Source organism: Aliisedimentitalea scapharcae (assembly GCF_045277565.1).
GTDB classification, from domain to species: Bacteria; Pseudomonadota; Alphaproteobacteria; order Rhodobacterales; family Rhodobacteraceae; genus Aliisedimentitalea; species Aliisedimentitalea scapharcae.
The window spans coordinates 4,026,053-4,048,404 of the sequence record NZ_CP123584.1 but is presented as its reverse complement, the minus strand read 5'-3'; the positions used below and the strand labels follow the sequence as shown (position 1 = coordinate 4,048,404).

The window sequence follows — 22,352 nt, the reverse complement described above, 5'->3', positions numbered from 1 at the left end:
CCTACACGCTTGCCATCGCCACGCACGTGAGGGTGGCAAGTGGCCCAACTCCAAGCTTTGGAACGGTATATCCCGCCCAAAAGCAGCAAGAGTTCTTCGGGGAAAATCCGGAACAAATCCGGGTTGATCGGTGTGATTGTCGATGATTTTGGCCTGACGGGTCCTGTCTACAGCTTGTCAGGCCCTAAAGGGTTGCCTTGTACACCCAGTTGTCTGACTTTCTGTGAACTGGAGTGCGCTGATGACCCGACCAAACTTTGCCTGCGTGAACGAGACCAAATGGCCCAGAACGGGTGCCTGGACAGGGTCCCTGCGTATCATTGCGTGCGGGCTGTTGTTGTATCTCATCGCGGCGGCCCAGGTTGAGGCCGAGCAAAAAACGCAATGGCCCAGAGTGGTTCAGTCAGGTCACAGTCTGACCGACAGCATCATTGATCCCTTGCGGAGTTTTGTCAGGTTCTCTGGGCGGCGCGCGGCGACGATAGATGCATCTACCATCCCCGGAAGCCCGATGGACTGGCGCTGGTCACATCCGGCCAATCCAGACATTCGCCAACCCGAGGTGATCGGGGGTTATGACGTTCTGGTGATCACGGAACGTGCGCCTTTGTCCGGGACCGTCGAATGGCATAATTCATCGGACTGGGGGCTTCGATGGTTCGAGCACGCCTGGCAACACGGTGGAAATGGTCGCGGAGCCCACACAATCCTGTATGCCACCTGGGTTGATGTCATCAGCGGCCCTGACTTTGACAATCCTTATAACGACATCGAAGGTCATCTGACCTTCAGGGAACGGTTGCCGCTGGAACAGCGCCGCTGGCAAAAGATCCTTGATCACGTCAACACCAACAAACCTGATGCTGCTGTCGACATGGTGATGATCCCCGGACCTTTGATCATGGCGGCTGCATATGATGACATCAAAGCCGGGATTGCTCCGGGAATTACCCATATCTCACAACTGTTCGAAGACAGTATTCACCTCAATGAAATGGGCAGCTATCTCATTGCCTTGGCACATTTTTCGGTGATTTACAAACAGGATCCGCGTGGTCTCCCGCAGGGGGTGCCAGCCAGAGGTGGCCCGGACAAGGTCCAAGCCAAATGGATGCAGGATCTGGTTTTGGACGTGTTGATGCGTTTCCCGAGCGATGGGTTTCCCGGTTAATCTTGCATTGAAAGCGAAAATCCAGATTATGAAAGCGATTTCAACCGGGTGGGCAAATTGAAAAATCTGGATACTCCCGATCGCAACATTCCGTTGATCGTTGATCTTGACGGCACACTCTGCCGCAGCGATACGCTCCATGAAACGATTGTTGGAATGCTGGGACATGGCCAGCAGACGTTGTTTCAGCTGCCAGGTTGGCTCCTCCAGGGCAAGGCGGCCTTCAAGGAACATCTTGCTTTTCATCGGATTTCAGACGCGGCAAGCCTGCCGTATAATGCTGATGTCATTGAGCAGATCCAGACGGCCAAATCGCAAGGAAGAACGATCTTGTTGGTCTCGGCCTCCCATCAACGTCAGGTTGACGCTGTCGCCAATCATTTGGATTGTTTCGATGACGCTGTTGGAACTGGGGGGACGCTTCCTTCGCAGGCCGCCGATGAGGGTGCGACCAACCTGGGCGGTGGAAACAAAGCACGCTTTCTGATCGAACGCTTTGGCCAGGGTGGGTATGATTATATCGGAGACCACAAGACCGATTTGCCGGTCTGGAAAGGTGCGCGCCGGGCCTTGGCCGTCAGCCCGAATGGCGGGCTCGAGCGGGTGGCCGCCGCACAGGGCATCGACCTGGAACCAGTTGGCGCTGCATCGACATCCAAATTATCGGCTTTGTTCAGGGCGATGCGGCCCCATCAATGGGCCAAGAACGCCTTGATCCTGTTGCCGGTTCTGACAGCACAAGACGCGGCATTGGTGTTGCCTGCGATTGTCGCAATGATTTGCTTTTGTATGGCGGCGTCTGCGGCCTATTTGATCAATGACCTGATTGATCTGGCGGCCGACCGCGCCCATCCGCGAAAACGGATGCGACCGCTGGCGGCTGGAACACTGCCTGTGTCGTTTGGGTTGGCGGCGGCGGCCGTGTTGCTACCGAGTGCCTTTGGGATTGCTGCGGCCGTTCTTCCGGGGTGGTTTGCTTTGGTGCTGGTTCTCTACGTGGCTCTGACGTTTGCCTATTCATTCTGGTTGAAGCGCAAATTGATGATTGATGTCATCGTTCTCGCTGCACTGTATACCCTGCGGATCGTTGCAGGTGCTGCGGCAACCGGAATCGTATTGTCGCCCTGGTTGCTGACTTTTTCGATGTTTCTTTTCTTCTCGCTCGCGACCATCAAACGTCAGGCTGAACTCGAGGATCTGGCGCAGAGCGGTGGCGAGAAAACCAAAGGGCGCAACCTGTTGGTGGTCGATTTGCCAATTCTGCGGGCGATGTCGATATCGGCGGCCCAGGCTGCGGTTCTGGTGTTCGCGTTATATGCCGAAGATGACGCCGTGCGGCAGCAATATGCGCAGCCGGATCTGCTTTGGGGTGTCTGCCCAATTCTGTTCTTCTGGCTAGGGAGAATGCAGTTTTTGACCGCGCGTGGTTTCATGCATGATGACCCTGTGGTGTTTTCGATGCGGGACCGTATCAGTTTGGTCAGTGGCTTGTTGACTGTGGTTCTGATTGTTTTAGCCGCCGCGGGTGTGAGCTCATGAAGCCTGCGCAAACTCGCATTTTCTGGATATTGTTGATTTTCGGAATGGGGCTGAGGCTGATCTGGGCATTGATGGTGCCGGTCGAACCGATTTCGGACGCCCATGCCTATGATGTTTTTGCCCGCAATATCGTTGCCTATGGCGTCTATGGCTGGACCCCTGATGAGCCAAGTGCGTATTGGCCGGTTGGGACATCTGCCATTGTCGCTGCTGGTTATGCCCTGACCGGGGGCAGCTATTGGAGCGTCGTGGTCTTTAACCTGATTGCCGGAGGCGCAATCATCGTCTTGACACAAAGGCTCGCGATGCGTTGGTTTGGCGGCGTTGCCGGGCTGGCTGCGATGGCGATCGTGGCGTTTTGGCCGAACCTGATCATGTTTACCACGACGATAGCCAGCGAACTGTTCTTTCTCGCATTTTGCCTTGGGGGGCTGTTCTTTTGGAAGCGCCCTGACGGGGATCGGCAATTTGTGGATCTTGTCTTGTGTGGTTTGCTGTGGGGAGCGGCCTGTTATGTTCGCCCGGTTATTCTTTTGGCTCCGGTTGCGCTGGCGCTGGTCGATGTCCCGCGCGGGATCTTGCCCCTTGCACGCAGCATGGTTCGCGCTGGTGCTGTTATCGTCCTGATCGTTGCAACTGTCGCACCATGGAGCGAACGCAACCGCCAAGTTCTGGGTGAGAGAGAGCTGGTTTCGACGAACTTCGGTGCCAATCTGTGGATGGGCAATAACCCAGACAGTGATGGTGGATACAAACCCTTGCCACCCGAAGTCCGAGAGATGAGCGAGATCGAACGCGGTGAGTATCTAAAGGAAAAGGCTGTGACCTACATGGCCAGCGATCCTTGGGGTACGGCAAAGCGTAGTCTGAAGAAAGCGGTCCTGCTGCACAAGAATGAAACCATTGGTGTTGTTTGGAACCAACAGGCGATCGAACGTCTGTATGGGGCCAAAACTGTGTACCTGTTGAAGTTGACCGCGAGCGGGTATTGGTACCTGGTATTGACTGGTGCACTCTGCGGTCTGTTTATCGTCGGAAGGCGCGAGGGGTATGTGTCTGCGATATTTCATCCGGCAACTGCCCTGTTGGGCTATTTCACTGCCGTTCACGCAATGATCGTTGTGTCGGATCGCTATCACATGCCCAGTGTGCCTTTTCTGGCGGTCTTCGCTGCCGTAACGGTTGGCAGTATCGTCGTGCAGTTGGGGTCCACTGCGAACAGGAAGTGAAACTATGATGCTTGGTCACTGGGCTCTTATCGCGCTTGCCGCCACGTCGAATGTGGTCTTGAATTTATGCCTCAGAAAAGCCAGCCGCATGTTGGACCTTTCGGGGGCGTGGCCATTGGTGTTGAGCCTGCTGCAATCGGTCTGGATGTGGTTGGCTGTGGTCAGCGCGGTCACGCTGATCGGGGCCTTCATGGCGGCGATACGGGTGTATTCGCTGAGCATGACATATACTGCAATCACTGCACTTGCGATGGTTGCGTTGACCGTAATCGGCGCGCTGGCCCATAGCGAACAGATATCGTCGCTGCGTATCGCAGGCCTGACATTGATCATCCTCGGGTTATGTGTGTCTGCGTTCGCGGAAACCGGAAGCTGAAATGCGGCCCAACGGTTCGGCACCGCTGTTCGCGATTGCATGAGCGGCGCGGAGGTCGAACACGGTTATGTTGACAATACTGTCATGGGTTTAACTTGATCGGAATTATCGGTCTCGTTAGACACACACCATGGAGTTGTTGGACTATTCCCATAACAACGGGCTGGTGTTGGCGTCGCTATTTGTTGCGCTGATTGCCGGCTTTACCGGATTGTCCCTGACCAAGGGCCTGTCCGAACGTAGCGTGCCGCACAGGAAGATCCTGGTCGCGCTCGCCTCCTTGGCATTGGGAGGCGGCATCTGGTCGATGCATTTTGTTGCCATGTTGGGTCTGCAGATGCCAATTCTCTTCTATTACGATGCCGCGATCACATTGGCGTCGGCTTTGGTGGCCATTCTGGTTGTCGGCATCGCCCTGCTGATCCTGCATTTCTGGAAACGGACCCGGGCCACTTTGGTGTTGTCAGGGGTCATTGTTGGGCTTGGGGTGCTCGCGATGCATTATATCGGCATGGCGGGGCTGGAGCTGTGCAGAGCGCTCTATACGCCGACCGGAGTCACGTTGGCGATCTTGTCGTCCTGTGCGCTGAATATTGCGGCCTTTTCGATTGCCTATGGGCAGCGCACTGACCGGAACATCATTTTGGGAACCGTGGTTTTTGGGGTTGCCGTGTTCACGGTGCATTTCATTGCGCTTTGGGGAACCAATTTCATCCCGGTCGAGACCGCGACCGAAGTCGGCCCGTTGATCGGCAATGATGTCATGGCCATCGGTGTTGTTCTCAGCAGCTTTGTCTTGTGTGGGGCGTTCCTGTTGACGGGGATTACGTTTCTGACGCCGCAAACCACGGCCCCCGCGCCCACGGCTGATCCCGAACCGATTGTTCCGGAACAACCGGCTCTGACGCCACGCGCGACACAGATACCATACGAACAGGACGGCCATACCCGGTTTGTGGACACGGCCGATGTCGCGCTGATCCGTGCTGAAGGGCACTATACACATTTGTACACGGCGGGTGAAAAACTGTTCTGTGTATGGTCGATCACCGAAGCGGAAAAACGGCTGATCCCGGGTGCGTTCATCAAGACCCACCGCAGCTATTTGGTTAATCCTGCCTTTGTGTCCAGCTTTGAACGGCTAAAGGACAACGGTGTCTGTTACTTCAGGATCGCCAGCGTCGAAAAAGCTCCGGTCAGCCGATCACGCCTGCCGATTGTGCGCGAGGCGTTGGGAATATAACGCAGCGCAGTTCGTGCACCGTTATTCGCATTTCGTGCAGAAAACCGCTCTTTTCACTGAAATCCGGTAGCCGCGGCTGCCTGTTGCATTCCTTCCTGTGACCCAAGCCAGACCAAGCATGGCAGGGAGGACCAGCAATGATACCAGCGGCGTTCGATTATCATCGACCCACGAATATGGGCGACGTGATCGCTCTTTTGGAGCAGCACGGTGATGATGCCCGTGTGATGGCAGGAGGGCACAGCCTGATCCCCATGATGAAGTTGAGGATGGCCGAGATACCGCATCTGATCGACCTTCAGGATGTCCAGGGTCTGGACGGGATCACCATTCAAAACGGGCGCATAACACTGGGTGCTTTGGTGACGCAACATGACCTGATCAACCATCAGGAGCTGACAGAAAGCGCCCCAATTCTGCGCGAAGCGGCGCTTCAGATTGCAGATCCCCAGGTCCGCTACATGGGGACCGTTGGCGGCAATGTCGCAAATGGGGACCCGGGCAATGATATGCCCGGATTGATGCAGTGTCTGGATGCCCAGATCGCGCTGATCGGTCCCGGGGGTCCCCGTAGCGTTGCGGCACGTGAGTATTACCAAGCCGCCTATATGACGGAACGAGAGGACGACGAAGTTCTGACCGCGATCAGCTTTGACATCCCGCAAGGCGGGTACGCCTACGAGAAACAAAAGCGCAAAATCGGTGATTACGCGACCGCAGCCGCCGCCGTTCAGATCCAGAAGAGCGCCGGTCAGATTACGTCGGCCTCGATCGCGATGACCAATCTCAGCGACGTTCCGATCTGGTCTGCGGATGCCGCTGCTGCGTTGGTTGGGACACCCTGTGATGAGCTGGCCGTAAAGGCCGCCGTTGCAGCAATGCTGGGAGATATCGACCCGGTCGAAGACAACCGTGGCCCTGTTGCGTTCAAGCGCCATGTGGCCGGGATCATTCTGGCGCGTGCGATCCAGCGCGCCTGGGATCGGGCATAAGGGACCAACACAATGTCAGACAAAATGCACGTCAAACTGAACGTAAATGGCGAGGACCACGAATTCCTGGCCGAGCCGCGCGAACTGTTGATTTATGCGCTACGCGAGAAACTGAACCTGACCGGTCCGCATGTGGGTTGCGACACGTCGCACTGCGGGGCCTGTACGGTGACTGTTGATGGAAAATCGGTGAAATCCTGCACCATGTATGTGGCCCAGGCCAATGGTGCGGAAATTACCACCATCGAAGGTATCGGCAACCCCGGTGCGCTGCATGTGCTTCAGGAAAGTTTTCGGGAACACCACGGATTGCAATGTGGGTTCTGCACGCCGGGCATGATCATCCGGGCAACAAAATTGCTGGAAGAAAACCCGTCTCCCACCGAAGAAGAGGTTCGCTTTGGCATGGCCGGGAATATTTGCCGCTGCACAGGCTATCAGAACATCGTCAAATCCATTCTCGCGGCCGCGAGCGAATTGAACGCCAGCAAGGAGGCTGCAGAATGAATGATATGACGCCTGACCAAAAAGAACGCTCTGCCAATCTCAAGGGGTTGGGCTGTTCGCGAAAACGCGTTGAAGATGCCCGATTTACCCAAGGCAAAGGCAATTATGTCGATGACATCAAACTGCCCAACATGCTGCACGGAGATTTCGTGCGCTCCCCCTATGCCCATGCGCGTGTTGTTTCGGTCAACAAAGAAGCCGCTTTGGCGCTGCCTGGTGTTGTTGCCGTTCTGACCGCAGAGGACCTGGCTCCATTGGGGTTGCATTGGATGCCCACACTGGCGGGTGACAAACAGATGGTATTGGCGGATGGCAAGGTGCTGTTTCAAGGACAGGAAGTGGCCTTTGTCGTGGCCAATGACCGCTATATCGCAGCTGATGCCGTGGAACTGATCGAGGTCGAATACGAAGAACTACCGGTTCTGACCAACCCGTTCGAAGCGTTGAAATCAGATGTGGTCCTGCGCGAAGACCTGGCCGGTCAGACAGAGGGTGCGCATGGGCCGCGCAGGCATCATAACCATATCTTTACCTGGGAAGCAGGTGACGAGGCCGCCACCAACCAAGTGTTGGACAATGCCGAGGTGGTTGCAAGTGAAAGCATGTATTATCACCGGACGCATCCCTGTCCGCTGGAGACATGCGGGGCCGTGGCGTCGATGGATGCGGTGAACGGCAAGCTGACCCTGTACGGAACCTTTCAGGCTCCGCATGCGATCCGCACGGTGGTGTCGCTGATCTCGGGCATCGAGGAGCACAATATTCGTGTTGTGTCTCCGGACATTGGCGGTGGCTTTGGCAACAAGGTGGGGGCCTATTCCGGGTACGTCTGTTCTGTCGTGGCTTCGATCGTCACCGGAAAGCCGGTGAAATGGGTCGAAGATCGCATGGAAAATCTGATGACCACGGCTTTCGCGCGCGATTATCACATGACGGGCAAGATCAGCGCCACCAGGGACGGTAAGATCACCGGGCTGCATTGTCATGTGACGGCGGATCACGGTGGTTTCGATGCCTGTGCGGACCCAACCAAATTCCCGGCCGGGTTCATGAATATCTGCACAGGGTCTTATGACATTCCAGTCGCCTATCTGGCCGTAGATGGGGTTTACACCAACAAGGCTCCTGGGGGCGTTAGCTATCGATGTTCTTTCCGCGTGACCGAAGCGGTGTATTTCATAGAACGCATGATCGAAGTTCTGGCGATCAAGTTGAACATGGATGCGGCCGAGCTGCGCCGGATCAACTTTATCCGAAAGGATCAATTCCCCTACAAGGCCGCGCTGGGTTGGGAATATGACAGTGGAGATTACCACACCGCCTGGGACAAAGCGATGAAAGCGGTGGACTATGACGGGTTGCGCGCGGAACAGGCGCAACGGGTCGAGGACTTTAAGGCCGGGAAAACCCGCAAGCTGATGGGCATCGGTCTGACGCATTTCACTGAAATCGTCGGCGCAGGTCCGGTTAAAAACTGTGATATTCTGGGTATGGGGATGTTTGACAGTTGTGAAATCCGCATCCACCCGACCGGATCGGCGATTGCGCGTCTTGGCACGATTTCCCAAGGTCAGGGGCACGCAACGACATTCGCACAGATTCTGGCCAGCGAAATCGGGTTGTCGGCAGACAGTATCACCATCGAAGAAGGTGACACCGACACCGCGCCATATGGGTTGGGAACCTACGGGTCACGGTCAACCCCGGTCGCGGGCGCGGCGGCGGCCATGGTCGGGCGCAAGATCCGGGCCAAGGCGCAAATGATCGCAGCCTATCTGCTCGAAGTTCACGACGACGATGTGGAATTCGACGTTGATCGGTTTGTCGTCAAAGGAGCTCCGGAACGCTTTAAGACCATGAAGGACATTGCCTTTGCGTCCTACAATCAGGCGATCCCGGGGTTGGAGCCGGGATTGGAGGCTGTCAGCTATTATGACCCACCCAATATGACCTATCCGTTTGGGGCCTACGTCTGTGTGATGGACATTGACGTTGACACCGGTGTGCCGGAAATCCGCAGATTCTATGCGCTGGACGACTGCGGCACACGCATCAACCCGATGATCATCGAAGGGCAGATCCACGGTGGGTTGACCGAAGCGCTGGCTGTCGCTCTGGGGCAGGAGATCGCCTATGACGATCTGGGAAATTGCAAGACCGGGTCTTTGATGGATTTCTTTCTGCCGACAGCGTGGGAAGTGCCCAATTATGAAACCGACCACACGGTCACACCCAGCCCACACCACCCGATCGGGGCCAAAGGCGTTGGCGAGAGCCCTCATGTGGGTGGTGTTCCGTGTTTCTCCAATGCGGTTCAGGATGCGTTCCGTGCCTTTGGACTGACGCATACCAATATGCCGCACGATCATTGGCGGATCTGGCAGACTGCCAATGATCTAGGATTGCACGACTAACGCATTTGGTGCCGGTGTTGCCGGCCAAACCGTCCGGAGGGGGGTATCCCTCTCCGGGCTCCCGCCCACTTGCATCTTCGATCTGAAAGAAACGGGATCATCGCATTGACTTACATGGACCTGCAAAAGCAGCTGGCCAAGGTCGGCTATGTCACATCGGATGATTTGGCGATGGCTGTGCATCTGGCTCTGGCCTTGGAGCGACCATTGTTGCTCGAAGGGGCTGCCGGTGTCGGCAAGACCGAAATCGCGTTGGCTTTGGCTGCGGTTCGCGACACGCAATTGATCCGCTTGCAATGCTACGAAGGACTGGATGCAGCGCAGGCGATTTATGAATGGAATTATCAGCGTCAGCTTTTGACGATCCGGGCGGCTGCCGAGGCCGGTGAGACTGGCAAAGCGGTTGAAGACCGGATTTTTTCTGAAGACTTCCTGTTGCAGCGCCCTTTGCTCAAGGCAATCCGCCAGGATCAGCCGCCAGTGTTGTTGATTGACGAGATAGATCGCGCCGATGAGGAGTTCGAGGCCTATCTGCTAGAAATCCTGTCGGATTTCCAAATTACTATTCCAGAGCTGGGTACGCTAACGGCGGTCTCGCGCCCGATTGTCGTTCTGACGTCGAACGGAACCCGGGACTTGAGCGATGCGTTGCGCCGACGTTGCCTGTATGCGCATGTCGCCTACCCGGATCGCGAGACCGAGCTGGCCATTCTCAAGACTCGTTGCCCCGAAATTGAAGTCCGGTTGGCCCGACAAATCATCGGGTTTGTGCAATCCCTGCGCCAGGAGGATCTGGAAAAGAACCCGGGAGTGGCCGAAATGCTGGATTTTGCTGCGGCGCTCATGGGGCTGGGGATCGCGGACCTCAGCCATGATCCCATAGTCTTGCAAGCGACACTCGCCACGCTTTTGAAAACCGAATCCGATCGCTACAATATCACACCGGAAATTGCCCAGCGGCTGGCGGGAAAAGCAGCATGAGCAGGGTGACAAAATTTGCTGCCCGAGATCCGGGGCCAGCGGCACGGATGATTGGGTTCATGGCCCATTTGCGTGCCAACGGCCAGAGAGTCGGTGTGAGCGATGGGGCTCTTGCGCTCAGGGCGTTGGCCTGTGTGCAGGCCGCCAATCCGCGTCAGGTTCGTCGCGTGCTGCGTGCAGTTTGTACCGGCACGGCAGACGACTATACCCGGTTTGATGACCTCTTTGATGCCTATTGGTTAAACGGGGGGCGCGTCGCGGAAAAAACGGTTCCGGTACAATCTGCGTCCGCAGGGGCACAAGGCGTGACCTCCTCGCGCAAGAGCGGTGACTTGGCTCGCAGTGAGAGGAAGGGCAGGGCGACCTCGCCAGAGACCGGAGATGCGGATAGCGACGCAGACGGCGTGGGGACGCTAGTGGCGAGCACCGGTCATTCGGTGCTCAAGAGAGATTTGCGTGATCTGGTCGAGCCGAGCGACATTGCCGAGGCCGAAGTGCTGGCCCAAAGCTGGGGGGCGGCGCTGCGACACAAACGGTCGCGTCGTCGCAAACAGGCGCAAAAGGGCGATCAGATTCATTTTCGCAAGCTGATCCGCCATAGTCTGTCGACCGGGGGAGAACCTGTGGTTCTGCCTAAGAAACGTCGCCCGGACAGGCCTTTGAAAATCACGGCCATTTGCGATGTCTCTGGGTCGATGACTGTGTATTCGCGAATTTTTCTGGCCTTTATCATGGGGCTTATGCGGGCGGATGATGCATGTGATGCCTATCTGTTCCACACCCGTCTCGTCCGCATAACCGATGCTTTGCGGGACAAGGATACCCTGCGTGCGTTGGGGCGATTGTCACTGCTGGCAGAAGGGTTTGGCGGCGGATCACAGATTGGCGCATCGCTGTCGTTGTTCTCGCGCAGCTATGCGCGCCGGTTTGTGGATGGACGAACCGTGGTTCTGATCCTGTCGGACGGCTACGACTCGGCGGGATCTGATCAGATTGGCACGGCTCTGGCGGCGCTGAAGAAACGCGGATGCAAGATCATCTGGCTGAACCCCCTCAAAGGATGGGAGGGGTATGAGCCAGTGGCGCGCGGGATGGCGGCGGCGCTGCCGCATCTCGACCTGTTTCAAGCGGCGAATACTTTGGCCGACTTGGCCGCATTGGAACCGGAGCTGGTAAAGATATGACCCCGGCAGAGATGACAGATACCGATATTGGCACCTTGGCGCGCAAGATGCGGGCCGAACGGAAACCATTTGCTATTGCCACAGTCATTCGCACCGTCGGAGCAACCGCTGCGAAACCCGGTGCCAAGGCGATTTTGGATGCAGACGGAACGATCCTGCAAGGCTGGATTGGCGGTGGGTGTGTAAAAGGGGCTCTGGCCAAGGCCGCTGCGCGGGCCGTGGCCGAGGGCAAGCCACAGTTGATTTCGCTGCATCCGCAGGATGTGCTGGAAGAAAAGGGAATTGTCGCTGGCGAAGATGTCGATGGGGTACGGTTCGCCCGCAATGGTTGCCCGTCCAAAGGGTCAATTGATATCTTTGTAGAAACGGTTCTGCCACAGCCTGAATTGGTGATTTTTGGCCAATCTCCGGTCGCGCGCGCGCTGGGCAATTTGGCCGAGCAGTTCCAGTGGACTGTTGCGGTCTCGCCAACCACACCTGCCGCGCCGGAACACCCCGGATTCCAAAATCGAATGGTCGTTGTGGCGACACAGGGACAGGGTGATCTTGACAGTCTGCGCAGCGCGCTTGCAGCGTCAGCCCAATTCATTGCGTTTGTCGGGAGCCGACGCAAGTTTGCGGTCCTGGCAGACCAGTTGATCGCAGAAGGAATTCCGCGAAAGGCGCTCGCAGAGGTCCAGGCCCCCGCAGGATTGCACATCGGTGCTGTGACACCGGATGAAATTGCGCTGTCGATCCTGGCACAGCTGACACAGGTGCGGCGTGGCCACCTGCGTGGTGCTGGGGGGGCCGATGCATAGGGTGTTGGCATTCTTCGTTTTGGCTCCACCGCACGGTGATACAGTGCCGATCGCTCCCATCAACCGGTCCCACGAAACCGAAATTATCGCAGGACGTCCACCATGTCCTGTCATTCAGGAGGGCTATTCACTCATGCGAAAAATCCTGTTGAGCGTGTTCAAAAAACTCAAATCAAAACCTCTGACAGCCGAACAGGCAGAGGTTTTGGCGAACGTAAAATTCCCCTGTTGCTAAGAAGGACACCCAGATGGAATTGACAGACGAAATCACAATCAATGCCCCGATTTCAGTTGTTTATGAGGCTTTGAACAACCCGGAGGTGTTGCAGCAGTGTATCCCGGGATGCGAAGAGTTGATCAAACACTCAGATACAGAGCTGGAAGCCAAGGTCGTGCTGAAAGTCGGACCCGTCAAGGCACGGTTCAGTGGGAATGTTGAGCTTGACACCTCGGGAGCGCCCAATGCGTTTTCCCTGACCGGGCAGGGCAATGGTGGAACCGCCGGACATGCCAAGGGCGGTGCTGATGTCACGCTCCAAGAGGTCGGTGGCGCGACCATTCTGAAATATGAAGCCAAGGCGGAGATCGGTGGTAAGCTTGCCCAGCTTGGCGGGCGTTTGATCCAAAGCACAGCCAAGAAACTGGCCGCAAAATTCTTTAAGACGTTTGCAGAAGTGGTCGAGACGGTTGATGCCTGACCGCCGGAAGTAGGCGCGTGTACTTATCCCTGCGTTTGTTTTCCGTGTTGTATATCTGGTTGGAAGACAGCCGATCCCCAGCGTGTAGGGCGCAATGAATGGGAAGCGGCCTGTCATGTTGTTCAGGGTGCCTCTGAAATAGCGCGATCATGTGCTGGGGCACGGCTGACCCGGTCACCACAGACTACGTTGGCCCACCAAAGGGCGGGCCAGCGTATGGGTCATGTTGTTGGCAGGACATCGTTCAGGGCGTCGGCTGTAGTGTTGACAATCACATCTGCTTCCGCCCGTGTCAGGCACATCGGCGGGGCCAGACCTATGATATCCCCCTGTGGCATGGCCCGTGCGATCACGCCGCGTTTCAGCATTCCGCTCACAACCGATGGGCCCGCTTTGAGCCCTGCATCCAAAGGTGCGCGGCTTTTGCGATCAGCTGTGAGTTCAACAGCGCACAGCATACCTTCGCCGCGGATTTCACCGACATTCGGATGCTCGGCCAGTGCCTTTTTCATCTGGGCATTCAAATAGGCACCCACCGTAGCGGCGTTTTCAACCAATCCCATATCGTCGATCAATTTCAGATTGGCTACGCCGGCTGCGGCGCAGATCGGGTGGGCGGAATAGGTCCAGCCATGGCCAATGGGACCAAAGGCATCGGTCCCATCTTCGAGTACCTTCCAGACCCTGTCGGAGACGATGGAGCCGGACAAAGGCGCATAGGCAGATGTCAGCCCCTTGGCGATGGTGATGATGTCCGGTTCGATCCCATAGTGTTGCGACCCGAACGTGCTGCCCAATCGACCAAATCCGGTGACCACTTCATCTGCGATCAGAAGGATGTCATATTTTTTCAGCACATCCTGAATCGCCGCCCAATATCCGGCAGGCGGCGGGACAATGCCGCCGGTGCCCAAAACCGGCTCGCCTATAAAGGCGGCAATTGTGTCGGGGCCTTCGGCCTGGATCATCTTGTCCAACTCGGTGGCGCAATGGGCGCTGAACTCCTCTTCGCTCATTGTGGCGTCCGGGCGGCGATAGTAATAGGGCGCTTCGGTGTGGATCACCTGCGCCAGCGGCAGGTCGAACTTCTTGTGAAACAGTTCAAGCCCGGTCAGCGATCCGGTCATCAACCCCGACCCGTGATAACCTCGCCAGCGCGAGATGATCTTCTTCTTTTCGGGGCGACCCAGGATATTGTTGTAATACCAGATCAGTTTGATGTTGGTTTCATTGGCGTCCGAGCCGGACAAGCCAAAATAGACCTTGGACATATTGGACGGAGCCCGGTCCAGGATCATCTTGGCCAGGGTGATTGAAGCCTCTGTGCCATGACCGACATAGGAGTGGTAGTATGCCAGTTCCTGGGCCTGGGCAGCAATGGCGTCTGAAATCTCGGTTCGGCCATAGCCGACGTTCACGCAATACAGCCCGGCAAACCCATCCAACAGGCGGGTGCCGTCGCGGTCTTCAATATAGACACCGCTGCCGCCCGTGACAATCCGGTTGGGCAGATCCCCGCGGGCAAAATCCGCAAGATGGGTCGATGGGTGAAAGAAATTCTCGCGATCCCATTGATCCAGTTGATCGTTCTTCAACATCTATCTCTCCTCAGGTCCGGGGTGTTGGGGTATTTGGCAATCAGGTGGCTACTGCGATCAAAAGACACGGTCATCGCGCATTCAAAACAGTTAGGTAACGAACAGGTTTGCGGCGACATCGCCTTGGATCGCGCCAGGTGCGAATTACCATTCTTGCAATGGGCCTTGTGAAGAACGGGCAAGGAAAAATGCGGCTGCATGGATTGCCCGGTTTTCACTGTGACAGTCGGTCAGACAGGCGTTTCAGGAAATCGAGCCCTTCGGTCAGTTCTTCCACGGTGATGAATTCATCCGGCTTGTGCGCGCGATTGATGTCGCCGGGACCAAAAACAACAGTCGAATATGCGGCGTCGCTGAAATATCCTGCGTCGGTGCCAAAGGACACGACGCGGGTGTCATTGATGCCGGTAAGAGCGCTGACAAATTCGGCGGCTTTGGCTGCATTGCGATCGTCCAGCGGCGGAACGGCGGTTTCCGTGATGATCCGAATGTCGGTGTCGGGTGCGATGGCGCGCAGGGCAGGCAGGATTTCGGTCTCGGCGAATTCCGCGACTTCTGTAATCACTGCTGCGCCGTCTTCGCCGGGCATCGGGCGGTATTCCCATTTGAAATTGCACCAACCGGCGGTGGCGTTGCGCGCAGCACCACCTTCGATTGTACCGATGTTGAATGTCGGGTAGGCCGGGTCAAAGGCCGAGTTGGCAATCGGATGGGCCGCGCGGTTTGTCCCCATTTCTTCAATCTTGGCGATCAACTTCGTCGCGGCATTGATCGCGTTTGCGCCTTTGGTCGGGTCACAGGAATGCACCGCGTGACCGATGACTTCGGTGCGCATTTCATACCCGCCCTTGTGGCCGGTCACGATGGTCATATTTGTTGGCTCTCCAACGATAACGACCTCGGGACGATAGGTTTCGCCCGCCATCGCATCCAAGAGAACCGGCATACCCAATCCACCGATTTCTTCGTCATAGGAAAAAGCGATGTGGATGGGGTGTTTCAATTCGGCGGCCTGAAAGACTGGAACCGAGGCCAGAACACAGGCCAAAAATCCCTTCATATCGACCGACCCACGGCCAAACAACTGGTTGCCCATGCGGGTCAGAACAAAGGGATCAGTGGCCCAGACCTGGCCATCGACGGGAACGACGTCTGTGTGGCCATTCAGAACAACACCGCCGTCTATTTGCGGACCGATTGTCGCAAAAAGATTGGCCCGCTCGCCTGTATCGTCATAGCTCAGCGTGGTTTCAACGCCATGGGCTGCCAAATAGTCCCGGACATAGCCGAGGATCGGGTGGGTCGATCTGCCCGAGATGCTGTCAAAACCAACGAGGTTTCGCAGAATTTCGATGGTTTCTTCCAGCAGATCTGGTGACGGCCCGGTCAACGTATGGGTCATGATTCTACCATGGAGCGGCCCAGCAAAGTCATCATGCGTTGCAGATCTTTGCTGCGGTATTCCCCGACGCCGCGAATGTCGTTTAGCGCCATCGCGGCGCGAATTTCCAACAGCTCGTTGAGCTGTCCTGCAAACACGTCGTCCCAGCCGAACTGGGGCAAAAACGTGTACCAGATCCGGGCCACGCGGTAATACAGCAATTCGATCACTTCGCGCAGCGGCGTATTACCGGTCAGATCTGACAACAGGTGTTGCAGGTCGTTTGCGACCAACGCCAATGCGCCGAAATTGCCCCTGTCGGATTCCAGATCTTTGGTATCCGCAATGATCTGATCAATCCTGGCCAAATGCGCAGATGTGATTTCGACCGGCGACAGTTCACCCATCATCGCGGCCAGCCGTTTGCGCAGATCATAGGTTTCCTTGAAGGTGTAGAGATCAATGTCAGTCACGATCGTGCCGACGCCGTTTTTAATCTGCACCAGCCCCATAAACTCTAGCTTGTTAAAGACCCGTTTGATCGGCGTCCGGCTGATCCCGAATTCCTTGGCCAGCGTCCCTTCGCTCAGAACTGTGCCGGGACGATAGCGCAACAGGCAAATGCGGTCGCGCAATGTGCAGAAAATACGTTCAAATCGCTCGTTTCCTGTTTCATCTTCGACAGCGGGCAATTGCATTTGGCGCAGTTCTTGCACGTCAGGCTCCTTGGCAAAACGGGTTGCACAGCTTTTGTGGTGCGCCGTTCAGGTTCGATTCTGCGGTGACTTGCAAATCAATAGGTGTGAATGTTGCTAAGATCAACCTGTATACAGATTGTCTGGACCATGATTTTACCTTTGGCAAAGCTTGTTGCGCATCGGTTTCTATGTGGTTCGATTGCGAGGTGAATGTGGAGAGCCAGCGAATGTTGAACGTGACCCCGCCACATCGTGATGTCATCCCGTGACACCATGACGTCGCCGTGTCGCGATATCTAGGTCATGACCTTTGGTGATGACGGAGCGGATATCGCCAACCAAGCCACGTGGTCAAACTCTGTCAGATCAGGCTTTTTGTCGCGCATTGGACGGATCCCAGACCGGCGCGCCATGCAAGGTGAACGCCCGGCGTTCTCCCAGTATCATCACCTCAAGGCCGTCGCTGCATTTGGGATCGATATAGGCAAAAGCCAGGCTTTTTCCTGTGGCATGACCGTAACCGCCAGACGTGCAGACACCGACTACAGTTTCTCCTTGCATGACCGCCTCGCCGCCATAGATGTCACAATCGGTGGCCGCGACTTCGCCGTAAACCAATTTGGTCGTGATGCCCTGTCGTCGCACCGCCTCTGTCGCCGCACGGCCTTTGAACGCGCCTTTGGTCGGGGCGTAGAACCGGGTGCAATCGGCCTCGATCAGGGTGATTTCATTGGTCAGCTCAGATGCGTATCCGCGATACCCCTTTTCCATGCGCAGCGAATTCACCGCCTGAATGCCGAAATCGGCAATGCCATGTGCGGCACCTTTGGTCCAGATTGCATCGTATAGCTGCGCCAACTCTGTCATCGGCACATGAAGCTCCCAGCCCAGTTCCCCCACATAATTGATCCGCAAGGCACGCACTGGAATCCCCGCGATGTCAATTTCTTGCCCGGTAAGCCACCGGAATGAGGCATTGGTCAAATCCGCATCCGTCAGCTGAGCCAGAACATCACGTGCCCTCGGACCAGCCACCACCAACATGCCAAAATCATCGGTGACATTCCGGATGGTCACATCATCGCCTTTGGCCATGGTCAGTTGATCCAGAACCACCTGTTCGGCACCGGCCCCCGACAGGACATAGAACCGATCATCGCCAAGACGTGTGATGGTCCATTCACCTTCGATCCGCCCGCCGTCGGACAGAACATGGGTCAGGTTGATGCCGCCCTTGCGTTTGGGCAATGTGTTGGCCGTCAAGTGGTCCAACAGCGTCTCGGCCCCGGTGCCGGACACCTCGAATTTGGCAAAACTCGACAGATCCATGATGCCGACGCGATCCCGCACGGCCTGGCATTCTGCGGCGACCAGATCAAAGACAGGATTGCGGCGGTATTGTAGTTTCTCTTCGAACCCGTGAGGTGCAAAGTATTTTGGGCGTTCCCAGCCATACACCTCTGTAAAGACCGCACCCTTGGCTCTGAGCCGATCGAACAGCGGCGTGATGCGATTGGGTCGCCCGGCCTGGACTTCACGGCCGGGAAGGGGAGTTTCGAACATGTTTTCATAGTCGTCAAAGCTTTTGGCGCGGGTGTAGTCCGGATCGGCATAGGTCCCAAAACGGCGCGGATCGACACAGTGCATGTTGATTTCGGCATCGCCATGCACCATCCATTGCGCCAGGTATTTCCCGGTGCCAGCCCCCTGCGCGATGCCAATTGCAGCTCCGCAGCACTGCCAGAAATTGCGTAGCCCCGGCGCGGGACCAACCAATGGATTGCCATCTGGCGTGTGGGGGATCGCACCATTGATGATCCGTTTGATCCCGGCATTGGCAAAGATCGGCATCCGTTCCAGAGCCTTTTCCAGCCAGGGTGCAATTCGGTCGATGTCTCCTTCGAACAGCTCATTTTCGCTATGCCATTCGGGAAACCCACCACGTCCGGCCCAGGCTTCGCGGCTGCCAAAATGTTCATAGATGCCGACGAGGCCTGCATTCTGCTCTTGGCGGTAATATCCCGCTGTGGCGGGATCTCGCATCACGGGCAGCTCATGGTCTGATCCTTTGAACTCTTCCAAAGGTTCGGTGACCAGGTATTGATGTTCCATGTTGGTGATCGGAGTTTCTACGCCAACCCATTTACCCACCTCGCGCGCATAACACCCGGCGGCATTCACGACATGTTCGGCCCGAATGTTGCCGGTGTCCGTCACCACCTCGAATTCACCGGATGCCAGAACGTTGATGTCCGTGACCCGGGTACGGCGGATGATGGTGGCCCCCATCTGGCGGGCACCAGCGGCCATGGCGTTGCAGGCACTGGACGGGTCCACATGGCCGTCCATGTTGGTATAGGCCCCGGCCAGAATGCCATCGGTTTTGATCCAGGGATTCAATTCCTTAATCCGGTCAGGACCTATGACTTCCATGTGGAAACCGACATTGGCCGAGAACCCGGCCACATGGGCGAACCAATCCACCTCTTCCTGCGTGGTTGCCAGTCGGATACCGCCGCAGCCATGCCAACCGGCAGGCTGCCCGGTGATTTCCTCCAACCGGGGATAGAGCGTGTTCGAATAATGGTGGATCTTGGCCATATTGTAGTTGCTGATAAAGCTTGGGCACTGCCCTGCCGCGTGCCAGGTCGAGCCCGAAGTCAGTTCGCCCTTTTCGATCAGCACCACGTCTGACCAACCCTCTTCGGCCAGGTGATAGGCGAGACCTACCCCCATCATGCCGCCGCCAACGATCACTACTTTTGCCTGAGATTGCATGATGAATTCCTTTCTTTGACGGGTGTTACCAGACGCCGTTTCCGGGGCGCATGCGCGCCTTGGGCAGAATGATGTTGAAGGTGTCGCGCAGCTGTGTGTCGACAGCTTCGGGGATGTGGCTGGGATAATGTTCGCTGAGCACCCTGCGCACGGTATCGCGCGCGACGTCCCGAGCATCGCGTGCACCGGCCTCTTCCCATTCGCTGATGCTGCGGCGGTCGGCTATGTCGGGATAGAGATAGTCGGTTTTCATCCGCTCAAAGGTCTGCGGGTGGCCCAGATAGTGGCCTTCGCCCATCACGACATCACGGATCACGTCGAAGTTGAGTGTATCCTCAGTTACTTCTACCCCTTTGACCGTGCGCAGGATCGCCCCCAACAAGTCATTGTCGAGCACATAGCTTTCCAGGCTCGTGCCCATCAGGGATCCCTGCATTCCGGCGGATTCATGTATCATCGACGCCCCTGCATGGGCCGCGAGAGAGATGGTATATCCTTTTTCGCCGCCTGCCTGCATATCGGGGAGCTTGCTGTCAGTCATTCCCGCGGGCACAGAATTGGGCAGATCGTAAAACCCTGCCATTTGCGCGCAGGCTGCAGATAGCAACGCCTGTTCACCAGAGCCGCCGGACATCGCGCCGGTCCGCAGGTCGGAAACAAAGGGCCAGGTGGCAAAGATTGCCCGGCAATTGGGGTCGATTACGTTGCACAGAACCAGCCCGGCCAGCACCTCGGCACAGGCCTGGGCGACGGCCCCGGCCAGGGCGGCAGGGGCGGTTGCGCCTGCCTGACCAGCGGCGACCAAAAGGATCGGCATCCCTGCAACAACAGCGGCTTCCAGCGCATCGCAGCTTTCGGTGGCGAACCGCATGGGGGGCACGACATGACAACAGACTGCAGTGCAAAACGGCCGCTTCCGGAATTCACCCGCCCCCCCGGCAACGGCATCCAGCATCGGAATCACGGCCTTGACGCTGGCCGCATCGGTATAGCTGACGGCTATGGATTTGGTGGTTCCGGCCAGGCAGGCGTAGGTGGTATTAATATCCAGGTCCAAAACCGATTTGGCATCACGTGCGACAATCGAACGATGGTACCAATGCACATTGTCCAACCGATCCACCAATCGCGCCACGTCATAGAGATCCGCAACTGTGCTTTCGCGATATTTTCCGGTGTCAAAGTCCATGATTGTTGGAGCAGCACCGCCTGTCCCGGCGTGAACCCGTTTGCCGCCGATTTCCAGATCGTGGCGCGGGTCAATCCCATGCAGGGTGAATTTGCGCCGGGTGCGAGCTATAACATCTTCGACCAGAGCACGCGGGAACCGTAGGCGGCCGTTTTCGTCAACCCAACATCCGGCCTCGATGGCGCGCGCCTCCAGGCTGGGGGTTATCTGGGACAGCCCCAGATCCTCGAGAAGCTTCAGGACCAGCGCGTGAACGCGTTCCAGATCAGGCTGGGTAAAGGGCTTGTATTGTCCTCCCTCCATTCCGGGCCGAATGGGCGGGGCAGGCTGAACAGCCGTTTTGTTTCGGCGGCTTGGTTTGCGTGTGGCGACGGCGGACATTCGGGAACCTCATGCGTATCATGGGGCTCATCTGGTGGTCTTTGTCGGTGTTTCTCAAACAGTCATTTTGAATGCAATGCATTCCCCCAGATCATGCGAAGAGCATTTGATTTTCGGCTTCGGACATTACCCAGCCAAAGAACTTGGCAATCGCAGGGTTGGAAACGGCCACCTGAGATGTGCCAACGTAATAGCTGTATCGGGTCTGCAATGGTATGCCAAAGGGGCAGATCAGCCGCCCGTCTTCGATCATCGGGTCTGTGATATAGCTCCACCCCAATGCCACCCCACGTCCGGCTTCGGCCGCTTGCAAAACCATCGGGTAACTGTTCAGACGAATGCCCCGGCGCACAGGTTGCCCCAAGACATCCTGTTGAACCAGCCAGACGGTCCAGTCGATCGCGCCCCAGATGTTGCCGCCGCCATCCAGATGCAAAAGGGTTTGGTCCAGAAAATCAGAAGCCTGTTTCAAGTCCGGATGGGCCAGCAGGTATTCTGGGCTGCACACCGGATAGACGGATTCGCCAAACAGTCTTTTGGTTGCGACGCCTTCCCAATTGCCATCGCCATACAAGATAGCAACATCCGCATCGCCCCGACACAGGTCGACCAACTGATCGGTTGCCAGAATGCGCAGGTCAATGTCGGGAAATTCTTCACTGAACCGCTCCAGTCGCGGCATCAGCCAATAATAGGAAAAGGCGACAGAGGCCGCAACGGTGATTTGGGGTGTTTCAGAGGTTGCGCGCATCTGGTTCAGGCAAACCGAAATCTCGTCCAATCCCCGCGTGACCGCATCGAACAATCGACGGCCATCTGGTGTATGATCAATGGCACGATGCCTGCGTAGAAACAGGGGGCGACCAATGTCGGTCTCCAGGTTTCTGATCTGCCTGCTGACAGCGCTTTGGGTCAGGCACAATTCATACGCCGCCGCGGTAAAGCTCATCCGGCGGGACACGGCTTCGAATGTGTGGAGCTGAGACAAGTTTGGCAGAGCGTATTTTTTCAAGCAAATATCCCCGCAAGAAATGTGTCAGGCATCAAAAGTAAAAGGAAGATTATTGCCCAAAGTCAAAGGAAATTGACCACGGGCACAGACAGGTTGCGTTCGCCTGCCAGGCCACTGGGTATTGGGGCAAGAACGCCTGAACCGATTTTCAAGAATACAGGGCACTCAGGCTCGATCACAT

18 protein-coding genes are annotated in these 22,352 nt (G+C 56.7%); 12 read left to right on the top strand and 6 right to left on the bottom strand.

The genetic code is table 11. The annotated features are described in order from the left end of the window. Positions 1-241: 241 nt before the first annotated feature. The 12 genes from QEZ52_RS18850 (at position 242) to QEZ52_RS18795 (ending at position 13,134) form a co-directional block, all read left to right on the top strand. Positions 242-1,171: a hypothetical protein gene (locus QEZ52_RS18850; protein ID WP_406646097.1), complete on the top strand. Its 930-nt coding sequence runs from the start codon at positions 242-244 to the stop codon at positions 1,169-1,171. Between the two features lie 57 nt (positions 1,172-1,228). Continuing rightward, positions 1,229-2,710, top strand: coding sequence for a UbiA family prenyltransferase (locus QEZ52_RS18845; RefSeq protein ID WP_406646095.1), 1,482 nt, complete (start codon positions 1,229-1,231; stop codon positions 2,708-2,710). After that, entirely contained in the window at positions 2,707-3,939 is a 1,233-nt protein-coding gene (locus QEZ52_RS18840; RefSeq protein ID WP_406646093.1) for an ArnT family glycosyltransferase, read from the top strand. Before QEZ52_RS18845 ends, QEZ52_RS18840 begins: the two co-directional genes overlap by 4 nt. Positions 3,940-3,943: 4 nt before the next feature. Then, positions 3,944-4,315 carry a hypothetical protein gene (locus QEZ52_RS18835; protein WP_406646091.1) on the top strand — a complete coding sequence of 124 codons (372 nt, stop codon included), beginning with the start codon at positions 3,944-3,946 and terminating at the stop codon, positions 4,313-4,315. A gap of 130 nt (positions 4,316-4,445) precedes the next feature. After that, positions 4,446-5,558 (top strand): MHYT domain-containing protein, encoded by a 1,113-nt coding sequence (locus tag QEZ52_RS18830; RefSeq protein WP_406646089.1) that lies wholly within the window; start codon positions 4,446-4,448, stop codon positions 5,556-5,558. Positions 5,559-5,695: 137 nt separating this feature from the next. Next, on the top strand, positions 5,696-6,550 hold the full coding sequence (locus tag QEZ52_RS18825) for a xanthine dehydrogenase family protein subunit M (RefSeq protein ID WP_406646087.1): 855 nt from the start codon (positions 5,696-5,698) through the stop codon (positions 6,548-6,550). 12 nt (positions 6,551-6,562) lie between these two features. Next, positions 6,563-7,057, top strand: coding sequence for a (2Fe-2S)-binding protein (locus QEZ52_RS18820; RefSeq protein ID WP_406646084.1), 495 nt, complete (start codon positions 6,563-6,565; stop codon positions 7,055-7,057). Beyond that, positions 7,054-9,471, top strand: a complete 2,418-nt coding sequence (locus tag QEZ52_RS18815; protein WP_406646082.1) for an aerobic carbon-monoxide dehydrogenase large subunit — start codon at positions 7,054-7,056, stop codon at positions 9,469-9,471. The genes QEZ52_RS18820 and QEZ52_RS18815 overlap by 4 nt, the downstream gene beginning before the upstream one ends. A gap of 114 nt (positions 9,472-9,585) precedes the next feature. After that, positions 9,586-10,452, top strand: a complete 867-nt coding sequence (locus tag QEZ52_RS18810; protein ID WP_406650569.1) for an AAA family ATPase — start codon at positions 9,586-9,588, stop codon at positions 10,450-10,452. After that, a complete protein-coding gene (locus QEZ52_RS18805; protein WP_406646080.1) occupies positions 10,449-11,636 on the top strand; it encodes a vWA domain-containing protein in 1,188 nt (395 codons plus the stop codon). Before QEZ52_RS18810 ends, QEZ52_RS18805 begins: the two co-directional genes overlap by 4 nt. A gap of 11 nt (positions 11,637-11,647) precedes the next feature. Further along, positions 11,648-12,436, top strand: coding sequence for an XdhC family protein (locus QEZ52_RS18800; RefSeq protein ID WP_406646078.1), 789 nt, complete (start codon positions 11,648-11,650; stop codon positions 12,434-12,436). Between the two features lie 248 nt (positions 12,437-12,684). Continuing rightward, entirely contained in the window at positions 12,685-13,134 is a 450-nt protein-coding gene (locus QEZ52_RS18795; protein ID WP_406646075.1) for a CoxG family protein, read from the top strand. A 221-nt stretch (positions 13,135-13,355) separates the two neighbouring features. Here the strand turns inward: QEZ52_RS18795 and QEZ52_RS18790 are convergent, their stop codons facing one another. From QEZ52_RS18790 to QEZ52_RS18765, 6 genes are all read right to left on the bottom strand, one after another. Next, on the bottom strand, positions 13,356-14,732 hold the full coding sequence (locus QEZ52_RS18790; protein WP_406646073.1) for an aspartate aminotransferase family protein: 1,377 nt from the start codon (positions 14,730-14,732) through the stop codon (positions 13,356-13,358). Positions 14,733-14,946: 214 nt separating this feature from the next. Next, entirely contained in the window at positions 14,947-16,134 is a 1,188-nt protein-coding gene (gene argE / locus QEZ52_RS18785; RefSeq protein ID WP_406646071.1) for an acetylornithine deacetylase, read from the bottom strand. Beyond that, positions 16,131-16,829 carry a GntR family transcriptional regulator gene (locus QEZ52_RS18780; RefSeq protein WP_406646069.1) on the bottom strand — a complete coding sequence of 233 codons (699 nt, stop codon included), beginning with the start codon at positions 16,827-16,829 and terminating at the stop codon, positions 16,131-16,133. Before QEZ52_RS18780 ends, argE begins: the two co-directional genes overlap by 4 nt. A gap of 348 nt (positions 16,830-17,177) precedes the next feature. Then, positions 17,178-19,589, bottom strand: a complete 2,412-nt coding sequence (locus QEZ52_RS18775) for an FAD-dependent oxidoreductase (protein WP_406646067.1) — start codon at positions 19,587-19,589, stop codon at positions 17,178-17,180. Positions 19,590-19,614: 25 nt separating this feature from the next. Next, positions 19,615-21,159, bottom strand: coding sequence for a trimethylamine methyltransferase family protein (locus QEZ52_RS18770; RefSeq protein WP_406646065.1), 1,545 nt, complete (start codon positions 21,157-21,159; stop codon positions 19,615-19,617). A gap of 91 nt (positions 21,160-21,250) precedes the next feature. Continuing rightward, a complete protein-coding gene (locus QEZ52_RS18765) occupies positions 21,251-22,171 on the bottom strand; it encodes a LysR substrate-binding domain-containing protein (protein WP_406646063.1) in 921 nt (306 codons plus the stop codon). Positions 22,172-22,352 lie beyond the last annotated feature (181 nt).